The organism is Vreelandella sp. DA03-1M (assembly GCF_055725665.1).
In genome coordinates this window covers 1563943-1588117 of sequence record NZ_CM146798.1, presented here as the reverse complement: position 1 = coordinate 1588117, position 24175 = coordinate 1563943, and the positions used below count along the sequence as shown (strand labels likewise).

At 55.3% G+C, this 24175-nt stretch carries 13 protein-coding genes and 1 tRNA gene; 7 read left to right on the top strand and 7 right to left on the bottom strand.

All coding sequences use genetic code 11. From position 1 onward, the window contains the following. Positions 1 to 47 precede the first annotated feature (47 nt). From ACXUPB_RS07255 to ACXUPB_RS07225, 7 genes are all read right to left on the bottom strand, one after another. Positions 48 to 1604: a sugar ABC transporter ATP-binding protein gene (locus ACXUPB_RS07255; RefSeq protein ID WP_179915488.1), complete on the bottom strand. Its 1557-nt coding sequence runs from the start codon at positions 1602 to 1604 to the stop codon at positions 48 to 50. After that, entirely contained in the window at positions 1601 to 2560 is a 960-nt protein-coding gene (locus tag ACXUPB_RS07250) for an ABC transporter permease (protein WP_179915489.1), read from the bottom strand. Before ACXUPB_RS07250 ends, ACXUPB_RS07255 begins: the two co-directional genes overlap by 4 nt. A 16-nt stretch (positions 2561 to 2576) precedes the next feature. Next, entirely contained in the window at positions 2577 to 3524 is a 948-nt protein-coding gene (locus tag ACXUPB_RS07245) for an ABC transporter permease (RefSeq protein WP_218927602.1), read from the bottom strand. A gap of 235 nt (positions 3525 to 3759) precedes the next feature. Further along, on the bottom strand, positions 3760 to 4698 hold the full coding sequence (locus ACXUPB_RS07240; protein ID WP_035566738.1) for a sugar ABC transporter substrate-binding protein: 939 nt from the start codon (positions 4696 to 4698) through the stop codon (positions 3760 to 3762). Between the two features lie 794 nt (positions 4699 to 5492). Continuing rightward, positions 5493 to 5569, bottom strand: a tRNA-Arg gene (locus ACXUPB_RS07235). A gap of 65 nt (positions 5570 to 5634) precedes the next feature. After that, positions 5635 to 6582, bottom strand: a complete 948-nt coding sequence (locus ACXUPB_RS07230; protein WP_035566740.1) for an AEC family transporter — start codon at positions 6580 to 6582, stop codon at positions 5635 to 5637. 146 nt (positions 6583 to 6728) lie between these two features. Continuing rightward, positions 6729 to 8642, bottom strand: coding sequence for a sensor domain-containing diguanylate cyclase (locus ACXUPB_RS07225; protein ID WP_246361751.1), 1914 nt, complete (start codon positions 8640 to 8642; stop codon positions 6729 to 6731). A gap of 517 nt (positions 8643 to 9159) precedes the next feature. On the opposite strand from ACXUPB_RS07225, the gene ACXUPB_RS07220 reads away from it, so the two are divergent. The 7 genes from ACXUPB_RS07220 to rfaH are packed head-to-tail and all read left to right on the top strand — an operon-like array spanning position 9160 to position 24146. Further along, positions 9160 to 11166 carry a capsular polysaccharide biosynthesis protein gene (locus ACXUPB_RS07220; RefSeq protein WP_035566745.1) on the top strand — a complete coding sequence of 669 codons (2007 nt, stop codon included), beginning with the start codon at positions 9160 to 9162 and terminating at the stop codon, positions 11164 to 11166. 1 nt (position 11167) lies between these two features. Beyond that, on the top strand, positions 11168 to 12409 hold the full coding sequence (locus ACXUPB_RS07215) for a capsule biosynthesis protein (RefSeq protein ID WP_335598517.1): 1242 nt from the start codon (positions 11168 to 11170) through the stop codon (positions 12407 to 12409). Positions 12410 to 12429: 20 nt separating this feature from the next. Then, on the top strand, positions 12430 to 13227 hold the full coding sequence (locus ACXUPB_RS07210) for an SDR family NAD(P)-dependent oxidoreductase (protein WP_472956040.1): 798 nt from the start codon (positions 12430 to 12432) through the stop codon (positions 13225 to 13227). Further along, positions 13220 to 14854, top strand: coding sequence for an LTA synthase family protein (locus ACXUPB_RS07205; protein WP_472956038.1), 1635 nt, complete (start codon positions 13220 to 13222; stop codon positions 14852 to 14854). Before ACXUPB_RS07210 ends, ACXUPB_RS07205 begins: the two co-directional genes overlap by 8 nt. Then, positions 14851 to 22263: a type I polyketide synthase gene (locus tag ACXUPB_RS07200; protein WP_472956036.1), complete on the top strand. Its 7413-nt coding sequence runs from the start codon at positions 14851 to 14853 to the stop codon at positions 22261 to 22263. The genes ACXUPB_RS07205 and ACXUPB_RS07200 overlap by 4 nt, the downstream gene beginning before the upstream one ends. After that, positions 22260 to 23585: an aminotransferase class I/II-fold pyridoxal phosphate-dependent enzyme gene (locus tag ACXUPB_RS07195; protein WP_472956033.1), complete on the top strand. Its 1326-nt coding sequence runs from the start codon at positions 22260 to 22262 to the stop codon at positions 23583 to 23585. The genes ACXUPB_RS07200 and ACXUPB_RS07195 overlap by 4 nt, the downstream gene beginning before the upstream one ends. Positions 23586 to 23627: 42 nt before the next feature. Further along, complete coding sequence (gene rfaH / locus ACXUPB_RS07190; RefSeq protein WP_179916199.1) at positions 23628 to 24146, top strand: transcription/translation regulatory transformer protein RfaH; 519 nt, start codon at positions 23628 to 23630, stop codon at positions 24144 to 24146. Positions 24147 to 24175 lie beyond the last annotated feature (29 nt).

Genomic DNA, 24175 nt, shown 5'->3' with positions numbered 1-24175 from the left:
GGTCTGTATGTGCTCTTTGCAGAGCACAACAGTCGCAAAACGGCGTGCTAGCTCGCCTGCGCCTGCTTGCCCATTCCGGTAATTGCCTGAACCAACTCGTCCTCGCTGACGTTGTCACCATCAAACTCAGCGGTAACGCGACCGTCATACATAGCGATAATGCGGTTACTCAGGCCAAGCACCTCGGGCATCTCGGAAGAGATCACCAGCACCGCATAGCCAGATTTGGCCAGGTCTTTAACCAGGGTGTGGATTTCCGACTTGGATCCCACATCAATGCCTCGGGTTGGCTCATCAAGAATCAATAGCTTGGGGTGGGTATGCAGCCATTTGCCGATGACGATCTTCTGCTGGTTACCGCCGCTCAGGTTGCCCACTTTTTGGCGCCAGCTGGGGGTTTTGATTTTCATCGCCTGATGGTATTTGTCGTACACCTCTCGCTCTTTGGCACTCGTCATAAAGCCCCATGACGACACGCTAGAAAGGCTTGCCAGAGTCATGTTATCTCGGCAGTTCATTCCCAGAATCAGTCCCTGATCCTTGCGGTCTTCAGGCACCAAAGCAACGCCATGAACCACGGCGTCATGGGAGTTACGGAAGGACACCACCTTGCCATCTAACACCACCTCGCCAGTGGAAGGCGTGCGCAGGCCGAAGATGGTTTCTGCGACCTCAGAGCGGCCCGCGCCTACCAGGCCGTACATGCCCACAATTTCACCCTTGCGAACATTAAAGCTGACGTTCTCGAATACGCGCTTCACCGAGAGGTTGCGCACTTCCAACAAATTGTCGCCAAAGTTACTCGGTTTGCTGGCATGATCGAGCTCCAAGCTACGGCCGATCATCATTCGAGTGATCTCGTCCTCGTTGGTATCCGCCGTATTGACGGTTCCGGTGTATTCACCATCCCGCAGCACGGAAATACGGTGTGATAAGTGAAAAATTTCATCCATGCGGTGGGAGATATAAACAATCCCCACGCCTTGCTCACACAGCGAATTGATCACGTCATAGAGCACTGGTTTTTCATGGTCAGTGAGCGATGCCGTCGGTTCATCGAACACCACTACGCGCGGGGTAAACGCCAACGCTCGGCCAATTTCGACCATCTGTTTCTTAGCAATCGACAGCGATCCCACTAAGTCATCGTGTTGAAAACCACACTTAAGCGTCTCAAGAATCTTATTGGTATCCTCGCGCAGCTTGCGCCAGTCAACGCGATTGAACGGCTTTCTTGGCAGGCTGCCGAGAAAGATGTTTTCGGCAACCGTCATTTCGGGTACCAGCGACTGCTCTTGATGAATCAGCACGACGCCTGCCCGCTTGGCATGCTTGGGGTTTTCAAAGGCCATTTCCTGGCCAGCAAGAATGATCTTTCCTTCATTCGCTTGGTGCTTACCCGCTAGCACTTTCATTAGTGTCGACTTGCCTGCCCCATTTTCGCCAAGCAGGGCATGCACTTCCCCAGGCCGCACGTCAAAATCCACACTATTTAGGGCAACCACCCCAGGAAAACGCTTGGTGATACCTTCAAGTCGCAGTATCGGTTCAGCGTTAATCGGCTGTCGTTTGTTAGATGAAAAGTCGTGTTGTGAAGGGCTCATATCCGCACCTCCTTAGCCGAGGGTGCATTAAGCTTCTTGTCGATAACCAGCACCGAGATGAGGATAGCGCCGAGAATGACCAGCACATAAAACGCAGGCACCTGCATTAAATTCATGCCGTTACGCAGAATACCGATAGCCAGCACCCCGCCTAGGGTGCCAACGATGCTGCCGTAACCACCGGTCAACTTGGTGCCGCCTAATACCACTGCGGTAATCACCCAGAGCTCGTAGTCACGCCCTAGATTAGGTGTCGCCGCGCCCATCTGACTGGCCAGCATTACGCCCGCCAGGGCAGCAAAGAAGCCAACGATAATGAAATTGATCATCATGTGACGCCCTAACCGAATCCCGGCATCAATTGATGCTTCAGGGTTGCCGCCCACCGCATAGGTGTTACGCCCATGGCCGGTTCGAGTCAGCACTAGATGCATGATCAATGTGCAAATAAGGAAGATAATGGCTAATACTGGAAAAGGTCCGATGGTGCTGGTACCAAAGTCAGAGAAGGCAAAATTCAACGCATAAAACGACTGCTCACCGGTGTATAGAAAGATCAGCCCCCTGATGCCCAGCATGGCGCCTAACGTCACGATGAACGCATTGACGCCTGTTTTCCAAACAATCAGGCCGTTAATCGCGCCCAGCAACACACCGGAACCGAGTGCCGCAAGAATCGCCAGTGTCATGCTCGTCTCTTGCAACCCGACTGCTAATGAAGCCGCTAGCCCCAAGGTCGCACCGACCGACAAATCGATATTGCCGTTGATCATGACAAGCGTCATGCCAAGCGCGATCAGGCCAATGGTGGAGGTTTGCACCAGAATATTGCTGATATTGCCAAATGACAGGAAGTACTCCGACATAAAGCTGAAGAAAATAAAGATGACGAGAACAAACACCCAGATCGGTTGGATAGCCGTTCTGCCACGGAAGAACCCTTTTAGACTTGTCATGTTTTACTCCTCCGCGTTATGAGTGGGTCGTTAGCAAGCGCTTACGCTTGTTAGCGAGGTCCAGCCATACGGCCAGGATGATGATGACCCAGGTCACGATCCACTGGATGTAATAGGGGTAGCCCATCAACAGCAGGCCATTCTGAATAAAGCCCAGGATCAGCACGCCAATCACGGTTTTCCAGATGCTGCCAGCGCCCCCCAGCAGGCTAGTACCACCCAGGATGATCCCGGCCAGTACCAGTAGCTCATAACCTTGGCCAACATTGTTTTGTGAGCCCATCACCCGCGAGCCAAGAACAAGTGCCGCACACGCCACACAGAATGCTGAGATTAGATAGGTGCTGAACACGCACCAGTTCTTGCGAATGCCCGAATAAACGGCAGCCATAGGATTGCCACCGACAGCAAAGATGCGACGCCCGTAGCCTGTGTAGCTCATCACCACTTGAACCAGAATGGCCAGCAAACCAAACAGCAAGATAGGGACAGCAATACCCCCCAAATAGCCACGCCCAAAAAACGCAAACCACGTGCCGTCCTGATTTGCGATATCAACGTTTTGGCCACCGCTGTAGATCAGCACGAAGCCTTGAATAGCAGACAACATCGCCAGCGTGACAATCAGGGAGTTAAGGCGCAAAAACCCGATCAGAATGCCATTGACGGCACCCAACATCAGCGTTAATGCAAACATCATCAGAATGGCCGTGGTGGGGCCAACCTTATCGTGTAGATCCACCACCAATACCGTCGAAAACGACAGCATCGACCCCACGGAAAGATCCAGATTACCGCCAATAATCACCACCGTGACACCCACGGCGATAATGCCAATAATCGAGGCCTGACGAACCACGGTCATGATGTTTGACTGGGAAAGAAACTGCTCAGAAAAGAAAGAAAAAACGAACATGCCAACCAGGAAAAAGATGAGAATTCCCTGGGCCGATAGAAAACTCATGACGCTTGCTTTGCTAAGTTTTCCTGCTGGCAGATTGGATTTTGATTGTTCTGCGAAAGCCATGCTAATCACCTGTATAAAAACACCCCGGAACACCCGGTTAGCGCAATGGACAACGACATCATCCATAGACGCTTACCGTGAAATCCAGTGCAGAAACCCTACTTTCAGGTGCATGCTGGCTCCCAGAGACGACGCACTAAACGCAGCGCTCTGGGCAGCAGCATGCCTCGCTTCAGAAAACGGGACGATCGAACTCGCTCAGGTTTTCAGCAGTGATCTTGGGTGTCTCGAAGAAGTTCATCTTCGGCACTTCTTCTCCGGCTAATACATCCAAAGCCGTTTGTAGGGCGGCTTCCGCATCATCTACGGGAGACTGATAGATAGAACCGTAATACTCGCCACGCTCAATCGCGTCGTAACCAACGGCGAAATTCGTGGCACCAATGAAGATAATCTCATCGGCACGATCAGCGCCTTTCGCCGCATTCAGTGCGCCGACACCCATGTTGTCATCGCCGGAATAAACGCCGTCAATACGGTCATATTTAGTCAGGAAATCTTCCATCACCCGCTGAGCCCGCTCACGGTTCCAGTTACCGGGCTGCGTTTCCAGCAGCTCTACACCAGGGCAAGCTTCAGCAAGACGCACCTCGAAACCGGTCGCTCGCTCCATGGCGGTGGTGTAGCCCGGCTGGCCAGCAATCTGCACGATCTGCCCTTCGCCCCCGAGGGCATCACACATCATTTCCGCAGAGGCAATGCCTTGCTGAACATTATCTGGGCCTGAAAAGGCAGCGATGAATTCAAGACCCGCTTCAGCAATTTTGGAATTAGTCACGACGACAGGAATGCCCGCCTGATGAGCCTGACGAATAGCAGGAATTACGGCCTGCCCATTGGTTGGCCAAATGATAATGGCATCGACTTGCTGCTGGATAAGATCCTGCATTTGACCAATCTGACGAGCGACATCACCGCCGGCATCTAACACCACAATATCAACGTTGCCTGCCTCTTCAGCAGCAGCTTCAAACGCACTTTCATAGGTCGTTTGATAGCTATCCACACCCACGTTGTTTTGAGTAATGCCGATGCGGTAAGGGCCTTCAGCCTGCGCTGTTGTGATGGACATCATGATGACAGAGGCGGCAAGAGTGGTTTTCTTGAACATTGCGTTTCTCCTAGCGTTTTTAGTAATTGTTTTTTTAGCCTGCAAGGCAAGCTTGGATTGGAGCTTACTGCCGCGCTTCGTTTGCACACAACATGACCACCGTAGAGAAATGACCAAACTGGTTTTTTTAAGCTTTTCGTTCCGAATCAAGCGGTAGATTGATGAATCAGCAATCCTTCCGGAAATTCGGAGCGGCTATAAGCCTGGATTCAAGCAATAAGTGCATGGTGAGGCGCTGACTAATGGTCGAGTGTGGCGATGCGGCGTCACTCTTTAAGCCAGCAAAAGCAGCGTCCTACCGCATGTCGTGCCTATCACAGTCATGGCGCAGCTCACCGCTGTCACCTTCTTTATCAGCCACTCTATAGCGACTACGTCTGTGAGGACGCCTGACACTATGTGGCAGAGAGATTCTCTTCAACGTGAAAGCGAAGTGCCGAAAAGCTACTTGTTGGCTGGCGGGCAGGGTTAATGGCAGTGACCAAGTATGACGATCACACACCAAATGAATTGGGAGTTAAACCGAAGCGGCAACGGCCAAGGGCGAGGTCTAGCGGTTCTTTCGAGCCCCTTTTTTGCCGCCTTCAGCGGCAGCGCGTGTGGCTCGCACTGAAGTGGCATCTATCATCCACGTGTCCAGGGCCATAAGCCCATCCTCACGTAACTTGGGGCGCAAGCGAAAAGAGCCGCTTCAATGCAGTGCTTGTGAACACTAGGGGAACCACTAGGGGGGGAACTAAAGGCTTGAGTGGGGAACGCACTAGAGAATTACGTCATTAAGCCATGGATTTAATTGGCGTCCCTGGCAGGAGTCGAACCTGCGACCTGCCGCTTAGGAGGCGGCTGCTCTATCCTACTGAGCTACAGGGACAAACGTGGTCTTAACTTGCGGGCGCGTAGTATAACGCGTCGACTTAGGTAGGGCCAACCGAATGGCTATATCCAGCCCAGCAAACGCAGCGCGAAGATGCCTAGCGTGACAGTAATGCTCGCCATTAGCGTGGTGATGGCGATGATATTGGCTGCCAGGGCCACATTGCCGCCTATCGCTTTCACCATTACAAAGCTCGCCGCGGCAGTGGGGCTGGCGAAGAACAGGAACAGCAAGCCCAGCTGTTCGCCTGAAAACCCCATTAGCCAAGCCGCCACAGTAGAAAGTATCGGGAGCGTCACCATTTTCATCAAGCTAGCGCCGAGAGCCACCTGACTGCTGTCGCGCATGCTCGACACGGAGAGCGTCGCCCCAATACAAATCAACGCCAGCGGCAGTGTTAACGAGGCAAAATAGTCCCCAGAGGTAATCACCCAACTGGGTAGCGGGATCGACAGTGCCGTAAAGGGTAACGCCGCAAACACAGAAATAATCAGCGGATTTTTGGCGACATGCTTAAGCAGGCTGCGCCAATCGGTGGACTGGCCCGGTTGGTAGAAGGCCAACACGACAACCGAAAGCGCGTTATACGTCACAATCACCACACCCAGCAGCAGGCTACCCGCAGAAAGCCCGTAGTTCCCGTACATTCCCGCGGCCAACGCCAGCCCCACTATCCCGCAGTTGCCGCGAAACGCCCCTTGAACGTAAATGCCGCGATCCTGATGCACGACACGGTATCGCGCCCATACCCAGCTCAATAAAAACTGCCCCAACGTAGCCACGGCAAAAAACACCATCAGCGATACGTCTAGCGCAACGCTTAGATCGGCTTTGATTAAACTAAGGAAGATCAGCGTGGGGAGCGTTGCTTTAAATACCAGTGCGGAAGCGGTCGAGACAAAAGCGCTATCGATCCATTTCAAGCGCTTAAGGCCCAGGCCTATAAACACCATCGCAAAAACAGGCAGCGTAATATCCAGCGTGCGAGCAAACAGTTCAATTAGGTTCACAACAGTATCTCGATCAGCCTTGATTTTAAAAAACTGGCTTATAATAACAAATTCAGCACTTGCTTATATTCTACTGCTGGGCAAGTTTTGTCGACTTGTTAAGCACACCACAGGCATCAAAACGGCTTGGTGCATAGCGATAACTATTAAAACCGATCGAAAAGTTCCATGACATCATCATGACTTTGGGGCGGATTGACCACTACCCCATCTCGCCCTTGGCGTTTGGCTGCATAGCTGCCGGCATCGGCCCGCGCTAAGATATCCATCACATTGGTGTCGTCTTCATCAAAAGTGGTAACGCCGATGCTTAAAGTGACGACGTACTCTTTACCTTCATGTTCAACCGAGATTTCACCTACCGCTTTGCGCAATGATTCAGCTATTCTTTGCGCCTGGAGTAAAGTACAGCTGGGCAACAGCACGCCAAATTCATCACCGCCCTGCCTAGCGGCATGGTCACTACGACGCACTTCCCGGGCGACTACCTGAGCAATACGACGCAACATTTCATCTCCCAAGGCATGTCCACCTTCATCGTTGATGGGCTTAAAGTGATCTAAATCGAACAGCAAAAGAGCCGAAGGCGTGCTGGTTTTTTGGAAATCGGCAAAGGCTTCTTCAAGGCGGCGCTCAAAACCTCGACGATTTAACAAGCCAGTTAGCGGGTCATGTTCCGCTTCCCAACGCTGAATAGCCTCCTGCTCCCGGCGCTCTGTGATGTCTTTAACGACTCCTACCAACCCAAGTGTATGACCATCTTGGGAAAGCATGACCACACGAGCATGAATATCCAGCCACAGCAGCTCTTGATCGCTGCGTAAAAAGCGTAACTGACGCACAAAATCACTCCCCGTGCGTAAACTATGACGCCAGAGGTCTCTAGCCCCGGCGCGATCTTCTAATTGAATCTGTTCAAACCATGCTTCTAAAGGTAGATAAGAAGAAAACCCCAACAATTTCAAAAGTGCTGGATTCATATAGGTAATATCGCCATTAATGTCAGCAACAAACATTCCTTGGGGCACCGTGTTTAAAACAGAATCAAGAAAAGCTTCCCGCTCCTGAAGATTACTCATCAATAGCTGGCGCTCATTATCGACCCGGTTAAAGGTATATGCCACTTGCTGTAACTCGAGCATGTTGGTGGCAAGACTGACGCTTTCACGATGCCCTATCCCGACTTCTCCAATTTGGGTTTCTAAATGCTTAAGAGGAGAAAGGACATGGCCTAACATCCACCATATTAAAGGGAACATCAGCAAAATCAATGCGATCCAAAGCCACCATAGCTGCTGAATAAAGTCTGCCAGTGGCAGCTGTGCTTGATCAACCGGCAAATACAGCCCAATAATCCAACCGGCAGGCCACACTTGTGCATAGGATTGTAGTGCGGTTTGGCCGTCTAAAAGCTCACCGAAGCCATCTCCTTCCCAGCCATCTAACGCCAAGTCTAACCAAGGATTTAACGCCTTGTTCGGCACATCTAAGTTAACTAACGCACGATCTGGGTGATATAAGATTTTGCCAGACGCCGTTGCAATACTCGCGTAGCCATTCTCCCCCAAGCGTATTTTTGCAATACGTTCGAATAAACCGCTAGAGTTTAGGGCCACCACGCCACCCACAAACCCGGCAAACTGACCGTATACATCAGTTCGTGGCACACCAATGAGCACCATTGGCATACCAGTCACCCGTCCTACAAATGGTTCACTAACATAATTTTTTCGAGTGCCTCGCAGCACATCGAAGTACTCAAGATGCCCGGTTTCAAGGCCAGCACGACCTTCTACCTCCGGCCAGTCAACTAACACGCGTCCACTAGAGTCGGCGACTATAAGCGTCTCAAACCATGTCATTAAAGCATCATTATCACGCAAGACCTTGAGTAGTGCCTCAGCATCATTATTGTCACCAAGAATGACATCGAGCCTTTCAAGTGCATGAATACGCAACTCAACTTGCTGGGTAACTTCGCTAGCAAGAAGAGAGGCCTCATAACGCAGATGGGTCATATTCGTCTGATGCACCATCGCTTTACCAAGCTGCCATGACATGCCCAACACCAATGTCACGACTAAAACCCAAGTAAGCGCTAGCCCCAGCAGTAGTCTGCCTCTTAATGAGCGAGGGAGGAGTATGACTTTCATGGGAACAATTGTACGCACCTAGCGAACTTGATATGCATTAAAACTCATTTATTGAGATGGGCAGGCAAGTATCGCCTAAATACTTTCAACAACCAACTTATAGAAAGTATTACCTATGTGATCGTTGATGTACATCAACCATACATAGCTTTTGTTAACGCCCGAGCTGGAGAGTGCGTAAAGACAAGCGTACCGAGATGGGCCCGCCTCCTGGGTACTTTTTTTATTGACTGATAAGCAATTTAGTAGCCTTTCATGGAAAAACTATAAAATATTATAAATACAATATAGGTTCGCGGCTCAGCCCGCCCTATTGGCACTTCCTTCCATGGCTTTTCAGGGAGTTGTGAATTGATAACCCTAGCCAATTCACGTATGTTCGCCCACCTATCCTTCATCCTGCTACATTACTGCGGCCTTACTGATGGCAAAACGAACAGCCGGTTATACATCCTCGGGTATTCGCAAACTGGTCGCCCTGACCACGCTGCTGCCCGAATTTGATCGTTTTGTCCATCTCAACCCATTGAAGCCGAAGCCGAATGCTGTCATTGGTTGGGGGTTAAAGCCCACCAGCCTTCGTGCCAGACAGTATGCAAAACGACATCAGTTACCTTATATCGCGCTAGAGGATGGCTTTATACGCTCGCTAGGTTTGGGTGTAGACGGCTTTCAACCGCACAGCTTGGTCGTCGATGAAACCGGCATTTATTACGATGCGTCACGCCCTTCTGATTTGGAAAACTGGCTCAACACAGCCAGCTTCAACGATGAAGAGTTAGTCCAAGCAGAACGCTGCATGGCGCTGATCACCCGCTATCGTCTCTCCAAATATAACCATGCCCCCGACCAGCCGCTTCAGGTCTCGAGCCGAGCCCGCGTATTAGTGGTTGACCAAACCGCTGGAGATGCTTCTATTTATTACGGCGGCGCCCAAGCGGAAAGTTTTCAGAAAATGCTGGAAGCCGCGTTAGAAGCGCATCCCGAAAGCGACATTTTGGTCAAGATCCACCCCGATGTTATCGCGGGCAAAAAACAGGGCCATCTGCTTAATGCCGCTGACCACCCCCGCTGCCGGGTAATCAGTGAAGACCTTAATCCCTGGACACTGTTTGACCAAGTTGATCACGTTTACGTCGTGACCAGCCAACTGGGCTTTGAAGCGTTGCTTGCTGGTAAGCAGGTACACTGCTTTGGCATTCCGTTTTATTCAGGCTGGGGCCTCACCCATGATCAAGTGGCCTGCCACCGTCGCCGCATTAAACGCCCATTAGTTGAAGTGTTTGCCGCTGCTTATTTACGCTATTGTCGCTACGTTAATCCTTACACTCGACAATCTGTCACGCTAGAAGAGACCATCGCCTTGATCGCCGACCAAAGGCGCCAGCAGGAGCGCTACCGGGGAAACTGGCGGGCATGCGGGTTTTCCTCATGGAAACGGCGCTTTATCGGCGATTTTTTAGGCCCCGCCGCTCAAGTAAATTATCATGCTAAATTACCCGCCAGCGAACAGCCCGAAGAGCATCTGCTGGTATGGTCAAGCCGCATTGATGCTGATTTTAAACATCAGCACTCCCAACACATGGCCAAACTATGGCGCATGGAAGATGGCTTCATCCGCTCGGTGGGACTCGGGGTCGACCTCACCCAGCCATTGTCGCTGGTGATTGATTCCCAAGGCATCTATTACGACCCCAGTCAGCCCAGTGATTTAGAAACCCAGCTTAATCATGCTCACTTTAGCAACGACCTGCTGCTGCGTGCCCAATATTTGCGTAAACGGCTAGTGGCGCTCAAGCTCTCAAAGTACAACGTAGGTGGTCAGGCTACTATTAGGCTGCCCAAAGGGCGCCACACCATACTGGTGCCCGGCCAAGTAGAAAGCGACGCCTCGATTGCTACCGGCTCCCCGCACATTAATACCAATAGCGGGCTGCTTAGTGCCGTCCGGAGCGCGCATCCAGATGCCTTTATTGTCTACAAAGCCCACCCGGATGTAGTAAGCGGTGCACGTATTGGAGCACTCGATACCAACGCAAAACGCCTGTATGATCTAGACGCCAGTGATATTGACATTGCAACCCTGCTAGAGCGCGTCGATGCGGTTCATACGATGAGCTCTTTAACCGGCTTTGAAGCACTGCTACGCAAGCGGGAAGTCACCACCTACGGCCTGCCATTTTATGCGGGCTGGGGGCTAACCCAGGATGCGCTTAGCTGCCCACGCCGCATGCGCTCACTCTCGTTGGATGCGCTGGTGGCTGGCACGTTGATTCTTTACCCCGGCTATGTAGACCCAACGACCCGCCAGCTATGCAATGCTGAAACCGTCGTCAGCCTGTTGGAACAGGCAAGAACACAAAAAAACACCCTTACATGGAAACAGCATCTCTACCGCTGTTATCGTAATTTGTTGATCGGAAGGCATTGAGTTGAAGCATCAGAAGCGTGCATTCTTATTTTTGCAGGGCGTTTGCTCACCGTTTTACCAGCGCTTGGCCAAGCGTTTGGTCAACGATGGGCACCGTGTCGTTAAGGTTAACTTCAATGCTGGCGATATCGCCTACTGGCAGCGCACCCATGGCGAAAGCCACTTGTTTCGCGGCCCACTGGCCGAACTACCCGGCTATATCCAACATCTGTGGCAGCAGTACGCAATTACCGACCAAGTCGTGTTCGGTGACCGCCGCCCCATTCACCGCCCCGCCGTCGATAATGCCGCCGCCGCAGGCGTACGCACCCATGTATTTGAAGAGGGCTACTTTCGCCCGTTCTGGATCACCCTGGAGCGCGAAGGCGTTAACGGCCACTCGCTGCTGCCCCGTGACCCAAGCTGGTTTTATGAAACCGGCAAAGCGCTGCCCAAGCCATCAGCACCCGTGCACTTTCGGTCTTCTTTCAAAATCCGTGCGGTACATGATGTTGGCTACCACTTGGCTGGTTTGGCCAATCCACTTATTGCACCGCGCTACCGCAATCACGCGCCGATCACGGCCCCTGTTGAGTACGCGGGCTACCTGAAGCGCTTCGCCCAGTTAAAAGCCGTTTGGAAAAAACGCGATGCCGAACGCATCAAGGTATTGATAGAAAGTGGCCGCCCCTATTTTATACTGCCGCTACAGTTAAATAGCGATGCGCAAATTCGCGATCACTCACCCTACGCCAATATGCAACAAGTGATGGACGATGTGATGGCATCGTTTGCTAAACACGCGCCCAGCGATTCACAGCTATGTATTAAGAACCACCCACTGGATATGGGGCTGGTCAACTACCCCAAAATCATTCAACAGCTTTCTGAATGCCACGGCCTGCAAGGGCGTATCGTCTATTTAGAGTCTGGGGATCTCAACGCCCTGCTCAAACATGCTAGAGGCAATGTAACCGTTAACAGTACCGTGGGCATCGTATCGCTGGAAAAGAATTGTCCAACCTTTGCGCTTAGCGATCCCATCTATAATCTGGATGGGTTAACCTACCAAGGTGACTTAGCGGATTTTTGGCAGCAGCCGCAGCCGCCTAACAGAGAGCTATTTGGCTATTTTCGAAAAACGGTGATGCACACTGTGCAGGTCAATGGCGGTTACTACTGCCAACCCGGTATTGATTTAGCGGTAGATAACGCCGCCCGCATACTCGAAGCCTGCCCCTCGCCGCTGGAGAAGTTGTTGTGAATGTTGGTGTGAAAGAGGCTGTGAGCCAATCTCAACGCTCACGCTGCGTGCTGATCACTGGCGCTACGGGTGCGATTGGCGGGGCGCTAGCCCGCGCCTATGCCGCCCCCAGCACCCATCTCGTACTGCACGGCCGGCAATTAGAAACGCTTGAAGCGCTGGCTTCGATCTGTCGCCAGCAAGGTGCCCAGGTCACACTCTCGACCATTACGCTAACCGATGACCACGCTTTAAAAAGCTGGCTAGACGACCTTTGCGCCGGGCAGGTACCGGATATCGTGATTGCCAATGCGGGCAAAAACACCCACCCCCAAGCCCCCGCTATTTTAGAGCCCTGGGCAGACGTGCAGGCGCTGCTGGATATTAACCTGAAAACGCCCATCGCCATGGTGCAACACCTAGTGCCCGCCATGCAGGCTCGCGGCAGCGGCCAACTGGTGTTGATCAGCTCGCTTGCCGCGTGGCACGGCCTGCCCACCACGCCCAGCTACAGCGCCAGCAAGGCAGGCATTAAAGCCTACGGCGAAGGGCTGCGCGGGCTGCTCGCCCCCCATGGCATTGGAGTGACTGTCGTGATGCCCGGCTATGTGACCTCGCCCATGTGCGACGCCATGCCCGGCCCCAAACCGTGGGAGTGGCCGCCTGAGCGCGCCGCCAACGTCATCAAGCGCGGCATTACCGCTAACCGCGCACGGGTAAGCTTCCCCTTTCCGCTTAATTTCGGCACCTGGTGGTTAGCGGTGCTACCCGCCGCCGTTTCGCAGTGGCTAATTAAACGCCTGGGCTTTAATCACTCAGCAGGCACGCCCCATGATTAGCGCGCTGATGTGGCCACTGCTAATCGGCCTGTTACTAAGCGGTGGATTCGAAGCCCTGCTCAAACCGCGGCCGCGCCCCTTCTGGCAGCGCGGCGTGGCGGCTAATGGCGTGCATGCGGGCTCATGGGTGCTGCTGTTCGGTCTATTAGTGTTGCTGCTGCAGCGTCCCTGGTTCGCGGTCATGGTATTCCTCTCGCTACAGCTCGTCGTCGTACAGTCGAGCAACACCAAGTCGAACACCCTCAACGAACCGTTTATTTGCCACGACTTTGAATACTTCTGGGACGCCCTTCTGCATCCGCGCTTATACGTGCCTTTTTTCGGAGTTGGCTTGGCGATTGCTGCCAGCAGCGCGGCGGCCGTTGCCGTTGGAGCTTTTTTCTACTGGGAAACCTCGCTCGTCACGAGCGAGGGCGCTAGCCGCTTTTTAATCAGCGCGTTTGAGGTCATCGCCATCGGCGTACTGCTGCTCTCTTTCAGCACACCCAAGCTGCCCGCCATTACCCTGCAACCCACTCAAGACCTGCAGCGTCTAGGACTGTTTGCCAGCCTATGGGCATACGGTATGGCGCTGATGCGCTCACCTATTCCAACGCCAGAACAGTCGCCTTTTTATCACTTAACCGAGGTGGCTAAAGCATCTAAAGATGAGCAAATTCTGCCTAACCAAACACTGCCAAACCAGACATTGCCAAACATAGTACTGGTGCAGAGTGAATCGTTTTTCGACCCGCGCCCTTGGTGTGAGGAGGTCGATGCCAATCTGCTTCGCCATTATGACAATACCCGCACCAAAGCCCTACAACACGGCGCACTGAATGTGCCCGCGTGGGGCGCCAATACCGTGCGTACCGAGTGCGCGGTATTAACCGGCATCCCCCCCGACCAGTGGGGCGCACGCCAATTCAATCCCTATCGCACCCTTTCACGCCATCCGCGACCCAGTTTGGCGAGTGCGCTGAAAGCGGCGGGTTACCGCACCGTGTGTGTGCACCCATACCTGGCGAGCTTCTATTTTCGTCACAAGGTAATCCCCCTATTAGGCTTTGATCACTTTATAGATATCAATGCTTTCGAGAGCTGCGATAAAAGCGGCCATTACATTAGCGACTTAGCAGTTGCACGAAAGATTGGACGCCTGCTTGAAGATGACGATAATAGGCCGCTCTTTATCTTTGTCATCACCATGGAAAATCACGGTCCGCTACATTTGGAAGCACCCAACCAGACGACGTTAGCTAACACGCTGCCCAATGCGCCCTGGCCACTGCCCGGTCATCTGCGTGACCTCGCGGTCTATTTGCACCATTTAAGTGAATCCGACAAGATGTTGGCCAGCGTTAAAAATTCGCTAAATACGGCAAAGCGACCGGGGCTGCTAGGATGGTATGGGGATCATGTGCCGATTCTACCGGAGGCGTACACACACTTTACGCCCCCTGATAGCCGCACCCCCTACATGATATGGTCAACTGAACAGATGGCAACGGCCAGTCTGGCAGCAGCGAGAGAGCCATTTGAGCTAGCCGCAAACGAGCTTGGTGTCCAACTGTTCAAACAGGTGTTTGGACATGCTATGAATAGCGATGTGATCAAGGCAGAACCAGAACCTCAGGAGCAAGAATGACTAAACGCGTTGCCATCATCGGCGCCGCCCATCGTTTCCCCGGCACCACCCCTGAAACGTTCTGGCAGGACCTGCAAGCCGAAAAATATTTAGTGACCGAAGTGGCCGCCGATCGCTGGAGCCACGAGGCCTATTTGCACCCGGATAAACGCCATCCTGGCACCAGCGTGACCTTTGCCGCCGGTAGCCTGGGCGATATCAGCGGGTTCGACGCTGAGTTTTTTGGTATTTCACCCCGTGAAGCGGCCAACATGGACCCCCAGCAGCGCATGCTATTGGAGCTCACCTGGGAAGCCATGGAAGACGCCAGCATTCTGCCCAGCTCCCTGCGCGGCAGCCAGTGTGGGGTATTTTTAGGTGTCGCCAGTCTCGACTACTCGTACCGCTTAGCGGACGACATGTCGGCCATTGACGCTTCCACGGCCACCGGCAATACCTCCAGCATCGCCTCGAATCGATTGTCTTACGTGTTTGACCTGCATGGCCCCAGCATGTCGCTGGATACCGCCTGCTCGTCTTCCATGGTGGCCTTTCACCAAGCCTGCCAATCGATTCGCAGTGGGGAAACCAACATGGCGCTGGCGGGCGGCATCAGCCTTCACCTGCACCCCTACGGTTTTATCATCTTCTCCAAAGCCAGCATGCTCTCGCCCACCGGCCGCTGCCAGGTATTTGACGAAGCGGGTGACGGCTATGTGCGATCGGAAGGGGCTGGCATTTTCCTGCTCAAGGATTACGACCAGGCGGTCGCCGACGGCGACAACATTATTGCCGTCGTGGCAGGCTCGGCGGTCAATACGGATGGCCATAAATCCGGCCTGACGGTACCTAACCCCAGCGCTCAGATTGACCTGATGAAACGCGCCTACCAGCAGGCGGGCATCTCGCCGGACGAGATCGACTACCTGGAAGCTCACGGTACCGGCACCGCCGTGGGCGATCCCATAGAGACCCGTGCGATTGGCGAAGCGCTCGGCCAGCACCGTAAAACACCGCTGCTGATCGGCTCGGTGAAAAGTAACCTGGGCCACCTGGAAACGGCTTCCGGCGTAGCGGGTCTCGCCAAGGCGCTCTACAGCATTCAGCACCGCGAAGTGCCTGCCACCATTGGCATTCGTAAGCTTAATCCGCGCATCAAGTTTGATGAGTTGAATTTATCAGTCGTCACCAAAGGCCAGCCGCTGAAAAAAGAGGGCCGCCTCGTTATCGGCATTAACTCTTTTGGTTTCGGCGGGGCCAACGCCCACGTGATTCTGGAAAGCCCGCCCGAGCGGAGCAAACCCGAGCCGCAGGCACCTGGTTCGACGCTGCCGATTCGTCTTAGTGCCCGCAGCGCTGAAGCGCTTACCCAAAGTGCCGAAACGCTCGCCCACTATTTGCGTGAGAACGCCTCACACAAAAGTAGCGAGATCAGCCTATACGACATCGCCTATACGCTGTTCCACCACCGCGAACGCCATCGCCATGGCGCGCTGCTGTTTGCCCAAACCGCGGACGAAGCGGCCACGCTGCTCAGCGAATTTGCTGGCGGTGAAAATAACGACATCACCACCCTCGAGCGCCTGCCTAACGCGGTCGGGCCGGTATTTGTATACGATGGCAACGGCTGCCAGTGGGAAACCATGGGCCGCGACCTGCTCAGCGAGTCCCCGACTTTCGCCGCCGCGATTGACCACGTCGACACCCTCTTTCAGCAGCACGGTGATTTCTCGCTGCGCGCCGAGCTGGAAGGCCGTAATGGGCAAGACGACGATAATCGCTTCGCGCTGACCGAGATTGCCCAGCCCGCGCTGTTTGCCCTGCAAGTAGCGCTGACCGAGTGGTTGCGTGAGCAAGGCATTACCCCCATTGCGGTGTTCGGCCATAGCGTAGGTGAAGTGGCCGCCGCCTGGGCCAGCGGTGCGCTGAGCCTGGAAGATGCGGTGAAAGTGATTTTCTACCGCAGCGACTATCAGGGCAAAACCCGCGGCCAAGGCGAAATGACCGCCGTGGCCATGAGCGCCGACGACATCGCCGAGTGGCTCGAAAACCCCGAATACAGCAAGGTTTGCCTGGCCGGCATCAACAGCCCTAAAGGCATTACCCTGGCGGGCGATAGCCGGCAACTGAGTGCCTTGGAAGCCGCGCTAAGTGGGCAAGACATTTTTGCCAAGCGCCTACCGCTGGATTACGCCTTCCACAGTCCAGCAATGAACAGTATTAAAGCAGGCGTGATCAACGCGCTGGCAGATATCACGCCACGCACGACACAGATCCCCTACTACTCCACCGTGACCGGCGAACTAAGCGACGGGCTTGAGTTGGATGCCACCTACTGGTGGAAAAACATTCGTGAGCCGGTGCTGTTTGACGCTGCCGCTAGCGCCTTGATGGAGCAAGGTCATAATGTCTTTGTAGAGATTGGCGCTCACCCCATTCTGCGCCGCTACCTCAATGAGTCACTGCGCCAGCTGGAGCGCCCCGGTCTGGTATTCGGCACCATTGAACGCCATAAACCGGGCTTTGAAGGCTTGCAACGCTGCTTAGGCCAACTGCTGCTTAGCGGTCTTGATTTGGCTAGCCGCCACCTGCCAGTAGTAGGACAACGCGTGCCGCTACCACGCTATGCCTGGCAGCGTAGTCATCACTGGGTACAAGGCACTAACGACGGTCAAGGGCTGCTTACGCGCTACTACCAGCACCCGCTGCTGGGCTACCCGCTGGCGCAGCACGAACACACCTGGGAAAGTCAGCTCGATACCCAGCGACAGCCCTGGCTGGCGGATCACGTGGTGGGTGAAGGCGCCGTCTTCCCCGGTGCCGGTTTTGTGGAACTGACCCTGGCCGCAGCACTACAGCTAAAAGACAGCCCACTGCTGGATATCGAAGAGCTGGAAATTCGCGCCCCGCTGCTGCTGGACGGTCCCCATGGCCGTGCCATGCGGTTAACCTACCTGCCGGAAGATGGCCGCCTGGAGATCCACTCCCGCGAGCCCGCCAGCGGCAGTGAGTGGCAGTTGAACGCCGTGGCCCGCACCATGCGCGAAAGCCGGGGGTTCCTGCTTAACCGTAAGGCCCCACCGCTACCTTCCCGCGCGCCGGACTACACGCTCGAAGAGCACCTGCAGATGGCCGAGCGTATCGGCCTGCACTACGGCCCCGCCTTCCAGGCCATTTCCAAAGGCTGGATTGAGGGCGATGCGGTCATAGGTGAAATCGCCTTGTCGGATGATGTACAGGCGCAACTCAGCACGCTGCACGTACATCCCGGCATTCTGGATAGCGCCTTCCAGATGTTTATCCCGCTGTTGGCCCAACATAGCGAGTTCGCCGCCCAGTTGGCCTTTGTACCGGTGCGTGTGGGACGCATTCAAGTCAATACCCAGGCGGGCGCGCCGGTGATCGCCCGTGCGGTGATGGGCAAGCGCGCACCGCACTCCTTTACCGCCGATTTCGAGCTGTATGACGCCGCCGGCAATGCGGTTGCGGTATTGAGTAAAACCCGCTTCAAAGCGATTCGTCTTAACCGCGCGCATCATCAGCATTTCAGCTACTTGGATGTGGAACTGACCCCGGCACCACTGCGTTCAGAACCACTGGCACTGCCCGCCGAGGCGCTGGCCCGCCTAGCCGATATTGCCACTATTTACGGTAAGGGCACCGGCCATCGCTATGGCAACGAAGTCGCCCCGCTGCTGGACAGCCTCAGTGAAGCCTTTGCTCAGCAGCGCCCGGACGCAGAAACCGATACTGATTCAGAAGGCGCACAGCACTCGCCTGACGTTATCTGGCAACTGCTGGTGCAGGACTACCCCGATTACTTTGCGCCTATCCATCTGGTGGGCCGTTTAGGGCTTCACCAACAAGCGCTGCGCAGCGGCAGCAGCGATCTTGAAACGCTGGGCATTAGCCAGGAACACCTTGCGCGCTTGAACCGCGTACTGGTGGGCGAAAGTGGCTGGCAGGCGTTGGCAGGCGAGCTAGGCGAGTTAATAGATGCGCTGATAACAGAGCTCCCCGGTGGGCAGCGCTTGCAATTCCTTGAAGCGGGCCCCAGTGCGCCTGCGTTGGGCGAACGCTTACTGGAACGCAGCACCCAAGCGCTTTACCACGACCTTACCCATTACCGCGTGATCACCACCCTCGATAGCACGCGTCATCAGGTGGAGCAGTTGCAAGAACGCTTCCCGCTGATGGATATGCAGCACCTTGACCAAAACGATACTGCAGCGTTAACCGCCCCCACGGGCGTTGAAAAAGCCCAAGTAGCGTTTGTCAGCGTGGATATCACCCATCCCGCCGCCACGCGCCAATTGGTAGAAGCACTGCCCGCGCAGCTAGCGCCAGGCGCCCAGGTCATGCTGATTGGTATCGCCCCGAGCCGCTGGCTGGATGACCTGCTGGCCACACCCGGCATCGATCAAACCGCGCTGGAGCAAGCGACGCTGATCGGCTGGCTAAACGATCAAGGCTTTGTGGTTTCCACGCCCATGGCGCTGGAAGAGAGCGAGAGCGGTGCCTACCTGCTCCACGCCCACTATCCGTTAGCCGCGGACGAAGATGAGTCCACCGTGACTCAACGGCGTCACTTGGTGGTCGCCGATCAAAACAATGAAGCGCTGGCGGCCACTCTCGTCGAGGCACTGCAATCGCACGACGCTTCCGCGCTGCTCAGCATTAGCCAGAGCGAACCCGCTGAACTGCTGGCTCACGCATTAACGCAACCGGCACTGGCTAATCACTCAGAGCAAACGCTCAATGTCATTGACCTGCGTGGCCTGGGGGCTAACAGCACTGAAGCGCAAACCGCCCGCTGTAATCACGCCCTTAAGTGGACGCTGGCGTTAGAGCAGCAGTCGCTGGCCGCCTCCCTATGGCTAGTAACCCACGGCCTTAGTGCGCTCTGGCAGGCAACGCCCGCCACTAGCGCTAACGAGGCGCCCGGCGATGCCGCGCTCTGGGGCTTTGGCCGCTCGCTGGCCAACGAAGCCGTCGGCCATAACGTCTATCTGCTGGATGTACCGACAACGATCAGCGAGCCAGCGCTAAACGCCTGGGCCACGCTGCTGGCTCAGCCGGATAGCGAAAACGAAGCGCTGATCGATCATCAGGGCCACCGCTTTGCCACTCGGCTGCGCACCCTGCCCGCGCCGCGCCCGGCGGCGGTAGCACCGACTAACGAGCAGACCCAACAGCCACAGCAAGCGATGACGCTAGGCTTTACCATGCCTGGGCAGCTGCGCCAGTTAACGTGGCGCCCTCGCCCGCTACCGCCAGCCAATGCTGACGAAGTGGCCATCAGCGTTAAAGCCACCGGGCTTAACTTCCGCGATGTGATGTACACCCTGGGCCTGCTCTCCGATGAAGCGATTGAGAACGGCTTCGCGGGGCCGACCCTGGGCCTCGAATTTGCGGGCGTGGTCGAATCCGTGGGTAGCAACGTCACCCACGTGACGCCTGGCCAGGCGGTAGTCGGCTTCGGCCCTGCCAGCTTTAGCGATAAGGTGATCGCCAGCCAGCACGCCGTTGCCCCGCTGCCGGAAGGCATCAGCTTTGCCGCGGCCGCCACGATCCCAACCACCTTCTTCACGGTCTACTACGCGCTTAAGCACTTGGCGCGCTTAGAACCCGGCGAAAAAGTCTTGATTCACGGCGCCGCGGGTGGCGTAGGTATCGCCGCGCTGCAAATCGCCCAGTGGCTAGGCGCGGAAATTTACGCCACGGTGGGCTCCGAAGAGAAGCGCGACTTCCTGCGTCTGATGGGCATCGATCGGCTCTATGACTCGCGCTCGCTCACCTTTGCCGAAGAGATCCTGGAAGACACCCAGGGCGAAGGCGTGGATGTGGTGCTTAACTCGCTCGCCGGAGAAGCGATCAACCAGAACCTGCGCGCCTTGCGCCCGTTCGGCCGCTTCCTGGAGCTGGGCAAACGCGATTTCTACGAAAACACCCATATTGGCCTGCGCCCGTTCCGCAATAACCTCAGCTACTTCGGTATCGACTCCGATCAGCTAATGAAGGTGCAGCCCGCGCTCACCCAACGCCTGTTTGGCGAAATGATGGCGCTGTTTAACGACGGCACCTTGAGCCCGCTGCCGTTTACCTCGTTCAGCCACACGCAAGTGATCGACGCCTTCCGCTATATGCAGCAAGCGCGTCAAATCGGCAAGGTCGTGGTGACCTATGAACAGCCCATCGCGCCACCCCAGAACGACGTATTGGGCACGGCAGCGATACAGCTTTCAGCGGATGCCAGCTACTTGGTGACCGGCGGCCTGGGTGGCTTCGGGTTAAGAACCGCTCAATGGTTAGTAGAGAAAGGTGCGCGGCAGCTGATTCTGCTTAGCCGCAGCGGCCCTGCCAGCGAAGAAGCCCAAGCAGCCATGGCGGCCTTCGAGCAGCAGGGCGTCAAGGTAGTGGCTGCGGCCTGCGATATTACCGACCGCGCGGCTCTAACCGCGGTACTGAAGCGTGCCAAGACTGAACTCGCACCGCTACGCGGCATAGTGCACGCCGCCACGGTGATCGACGATGGTCTAATCCGCAACCTGGATGCCGCACGTATTCAGAAAGTGTTGGCGCCCAAAATCGACGGTGCCCGCCACCTTGATGCGCTAACCCGTGAAACGGCGCTGGACTTTTTCGTGCTCTACTCGTCGGCCACCACGCTGTTCGGTAACCCCGGTCAGGCTAACTACGTCGCCGCCAATCACTGGCTAGAAGCCTTTGCCGCTAACCGCCGCGCCGCTGGCTTACCGGCGACCTGCGTACGCTGGGGCGCCATTGAAGATGTCGGTTTCCTGGCTCGCAACACCCGCACCCGGGATGCGCTGCAAGAGCGTCTGGGCGGCTCGGCACTACGTTCGGATGACGCGCTGAATGTGCTCGAGCAAATGCTGCTGACCCCAGGGCCAAGCCTGGGCGTTCTGGAGCTGGAGTGGGGGGCGCTTGCTCGCTTCCTACCCACCGCTGAAGCGCCCCGCTTTAATGAAATTGCCCGTGCCAGCGACGATGTTAGCAGCGTCGATGCCGACGACGACATCAGCGCCCTGCTGGCCAACCTCTCGCCAGAGGAGCTACACAGTACGATCACCGACTTACTGCGCGCCGAACTGGCCAGCATTTTACTAATTGATGAAGAGAAGCTCGATATCCACCGTTCGGTCTACGACATGGGATTTGACTCCCTAATGGGCGTCGAGCTAATGACCGCCATCGAGAACCGCTTGGGCGTTCAGGTGTCAGTCATGGTGCTCAGCGAAGCATCGACGCTCGACAAACTCGCGGGCGTGCTTATTCAGAAAATGCATCAGCACGACGATGTTGAAGAACCTCCGCAAAATGCGATAGCCGCACTGGCAGCCCAGCACGGCACCGAAGGATTAAACACTGCGTCTGCTTCTTCATTATCTGCAACTGAGACACTATGACCGCCAAGCGCTCTGAACTGAAACAGCAGCTTCTGGAACAAGCACGCAAACGCACCGCGCCGCGTGCTGCCAGCAGCACCACGGTGTCATCCAATGGGCAAGGGGCTGAGCAGCGCTCAGTGCCTGAGCGCTTTACACGCTTTGATGCACAACCCGGCTATCAGCAAATTGCCATGATGCGTCAGGCCGCCGATCAGCTCGGCTTGGTCGACCCGTTCTTCAAGGTACACGAAGGCACCGCTGGGGCGACCAGCGTGATTAATGGGCAGACCTGCATCAACTTTGCCAGCTATAACTACCTCGGCTTCTCAGGCGACCCGCGTATCAATCAGGCCGCCTGCGATGCCGTGGCCCGCTACGGCACCTCGGTCTCCGCCAGTCGCGTGGTATCCGGCGAACGGCCTATCCACCAAGAGCTGGAACAGGCCCTGGCTACGGCCTACGGCGTTGAAGATGCGGTGGTGTTTGTGAGCGGTCACGCCACTAACGTCTCCACGCTAGGGCACCTGCTGGGGCCTAAAGATTTAGTGCTCCACGACGAGTATATCCATAACAGCTCCCTCGTCGGCGCACAGCTTTCTGGCGCCAAGCGCATGTCGTTTAGCCATAACGACCCGGCCGCCCTGGAAGCCCTGCTGGCCCGTCATCGGCATCAGTTTGAACGCGTGCTGGTGGTGATCGAAGGGCTCTACAGCATGGATGGCGACATCCCGGAGCTGCCGCGCTTTATCGAACTAAAGCAGCGCTACCAAGCGTGGCTGATGGTCGACGAAGCCCACTCCTTTGGGGTCATGGGCGACACTGGCCTGGGTCTGCGCGAGTATTTCAATATCGACCCGCGCGATGTGGACATCTGGATGGGTACCATGAGCAAGGCCTTGGCAGGTTGCGGCGGCTATATCGCTGGCAGCAAGCCACTGGTGGAGACCTTGCGCTATCTGGCGCCCGGTTTTCTCTACAGCGTAGGCATGCCCGCGCAAGTGGCAGCCCCTTCGCTGGCGGCGCTGCAACTCATGCAGCAAGAGCCCGAGCGTGTTCAGCGTCTGCACGCTATTTCGCGCTACTTCCTCGAGCAGGCCACCGCCCGCGGCTTGGATACTGGCCAAAGCATCGGGGCTGCCGTCGTGCCGGTGATTATTGGCAGCTCTGCGGCAGCAGCAAGGGTCTCCCACGGGCTATTGGAACAGCAGATCAACGTGCAACCGATCCTGCACCCGGCAGTGCCTGAAAAAAGCGCGCGGCTGCGCTTCTTCCTTTCATGTGACCACACCCAAGCACACATTGACCAAACGCTAGATGCATTAACCGCAGTGTTACCGTAATCTCTTTAACTATATTAAATTTGGCTAGCCCTAAGGAGATGTATGGACGCTGTCAGCAACCAGCAAGGCGCTATAGCTTGCTGGTATGTTATACAATGCAAAGGAGGCGAATCATTTCGCGCCGCCGAACATCTCACCAATCAAGGTTATGAGGTTTTCCACCCGGTTCTAACTATTCAACGCAAACACCAGGGCAGGCTCAAAGAAGTGACCCAGCCCCTATTTCCCTACTACCTATTTATCTGTTTAGATCAAGTGGTCAGCAATTGGCGGCCTATTCGTTCCACCCGAGGAGTCCTGCGCCTACTCACCTTTGGCGACAGACCTGCTACGATTCCTTCACAGCTCGTCGAAACACTGCGTTCTCAGCCACATCATCTAGAAGGCATTCACACCTATTTTAGGGCCGGTGAGGAAATCACCATCAATGAAGGTCCCTTCAAAGATATAGAGGCGGTATTCACACGCTGCAAAGGTGAAGAGCGAGCCATTGTCTTGCTCAACCTACTTAACCGCACTCAACACCTTGTTCTACCAATTAAAAGTATAAGTAAAAAGTAAAGACCCTTCAGAGCAAGCGCCCGCTGCCA

Excerpts from the sequence above, each read along its gene's own strand:
- rfaH (WP_179916199.1), top strand. The coding sequence starts at position 23,628 with ATGGACGCTGTCAGCAACCAGCAAGGCGCTATAGCTTGCTGGTATGTT.
- ACXUPB_RS07255 (WP_179915488.1), bottom strand. The coding sequence starts at position 1,604 with ATGAGCCCTTCACAACACGACTTTTCATCTAACAAACGACAGCCGATT.
- ACXUPB_RS07240 (WP_035566738.1), bottom strand. The coding sequence starts at position 4,698 with ATGTTCAAGAAAACCACTCTTGCCGCCTCTGTCATCATGATGTCCATC.
- ACXUPB_RS07250 (WP_179915489.1), bottom strand. The coding sequence starts at position 2,560 with ATGACAAGTCTAAAAGGGTTCTTCCGTGGCAGAACGGCTATCCAACCG.
- ACXUPB_RS07205 (WP_472956038.1), top strand. The coding sequence starts at position 13,220 with ATGATTAGCGCGCTGATGTGGCCACTGCTAATCGGCCTGTTACTAAGC.
- ACXUPB_RS07220 (WP_035566745.1), top strand. The coding sequence starts at position 9,160 with ATGGCAAAACGAACAGCCGGTTATACATCCTCGGGTATTCGCAAACTG.
- ACXUPB_RS07245 (WP_218927602.1), bottom strand. The coding sequence starts at position 3,524 with ATGAGTTTTCTATCGGCCCAGGGAATTCTCATCTTTTTCCTGGTTGGC.
- ACXUPB_RS07195 (WP_472956033.1), top strand. The coding sequence starts at position 22,260 with ATGACCGCCAAGCGCTCTGAACTGAAACAGCAGCTTCTGGAACAAGCA.
- ACXUPB_RS07200 (WP_472956036.1), top strand. The coding sequence starts at position 14,851 with ATGACTAAACGCGTTGCCATCATCGGCGCCGCCCATCGTTTCCCCGGC.
- ACXUPB_RS07225 (WP_246361751.1), bottom strand. The coding sequence starts at position 8,642 with ATGTCATGGCAGCTTGGTAAAGCGATGGTGCATCAGACGAATATGACC.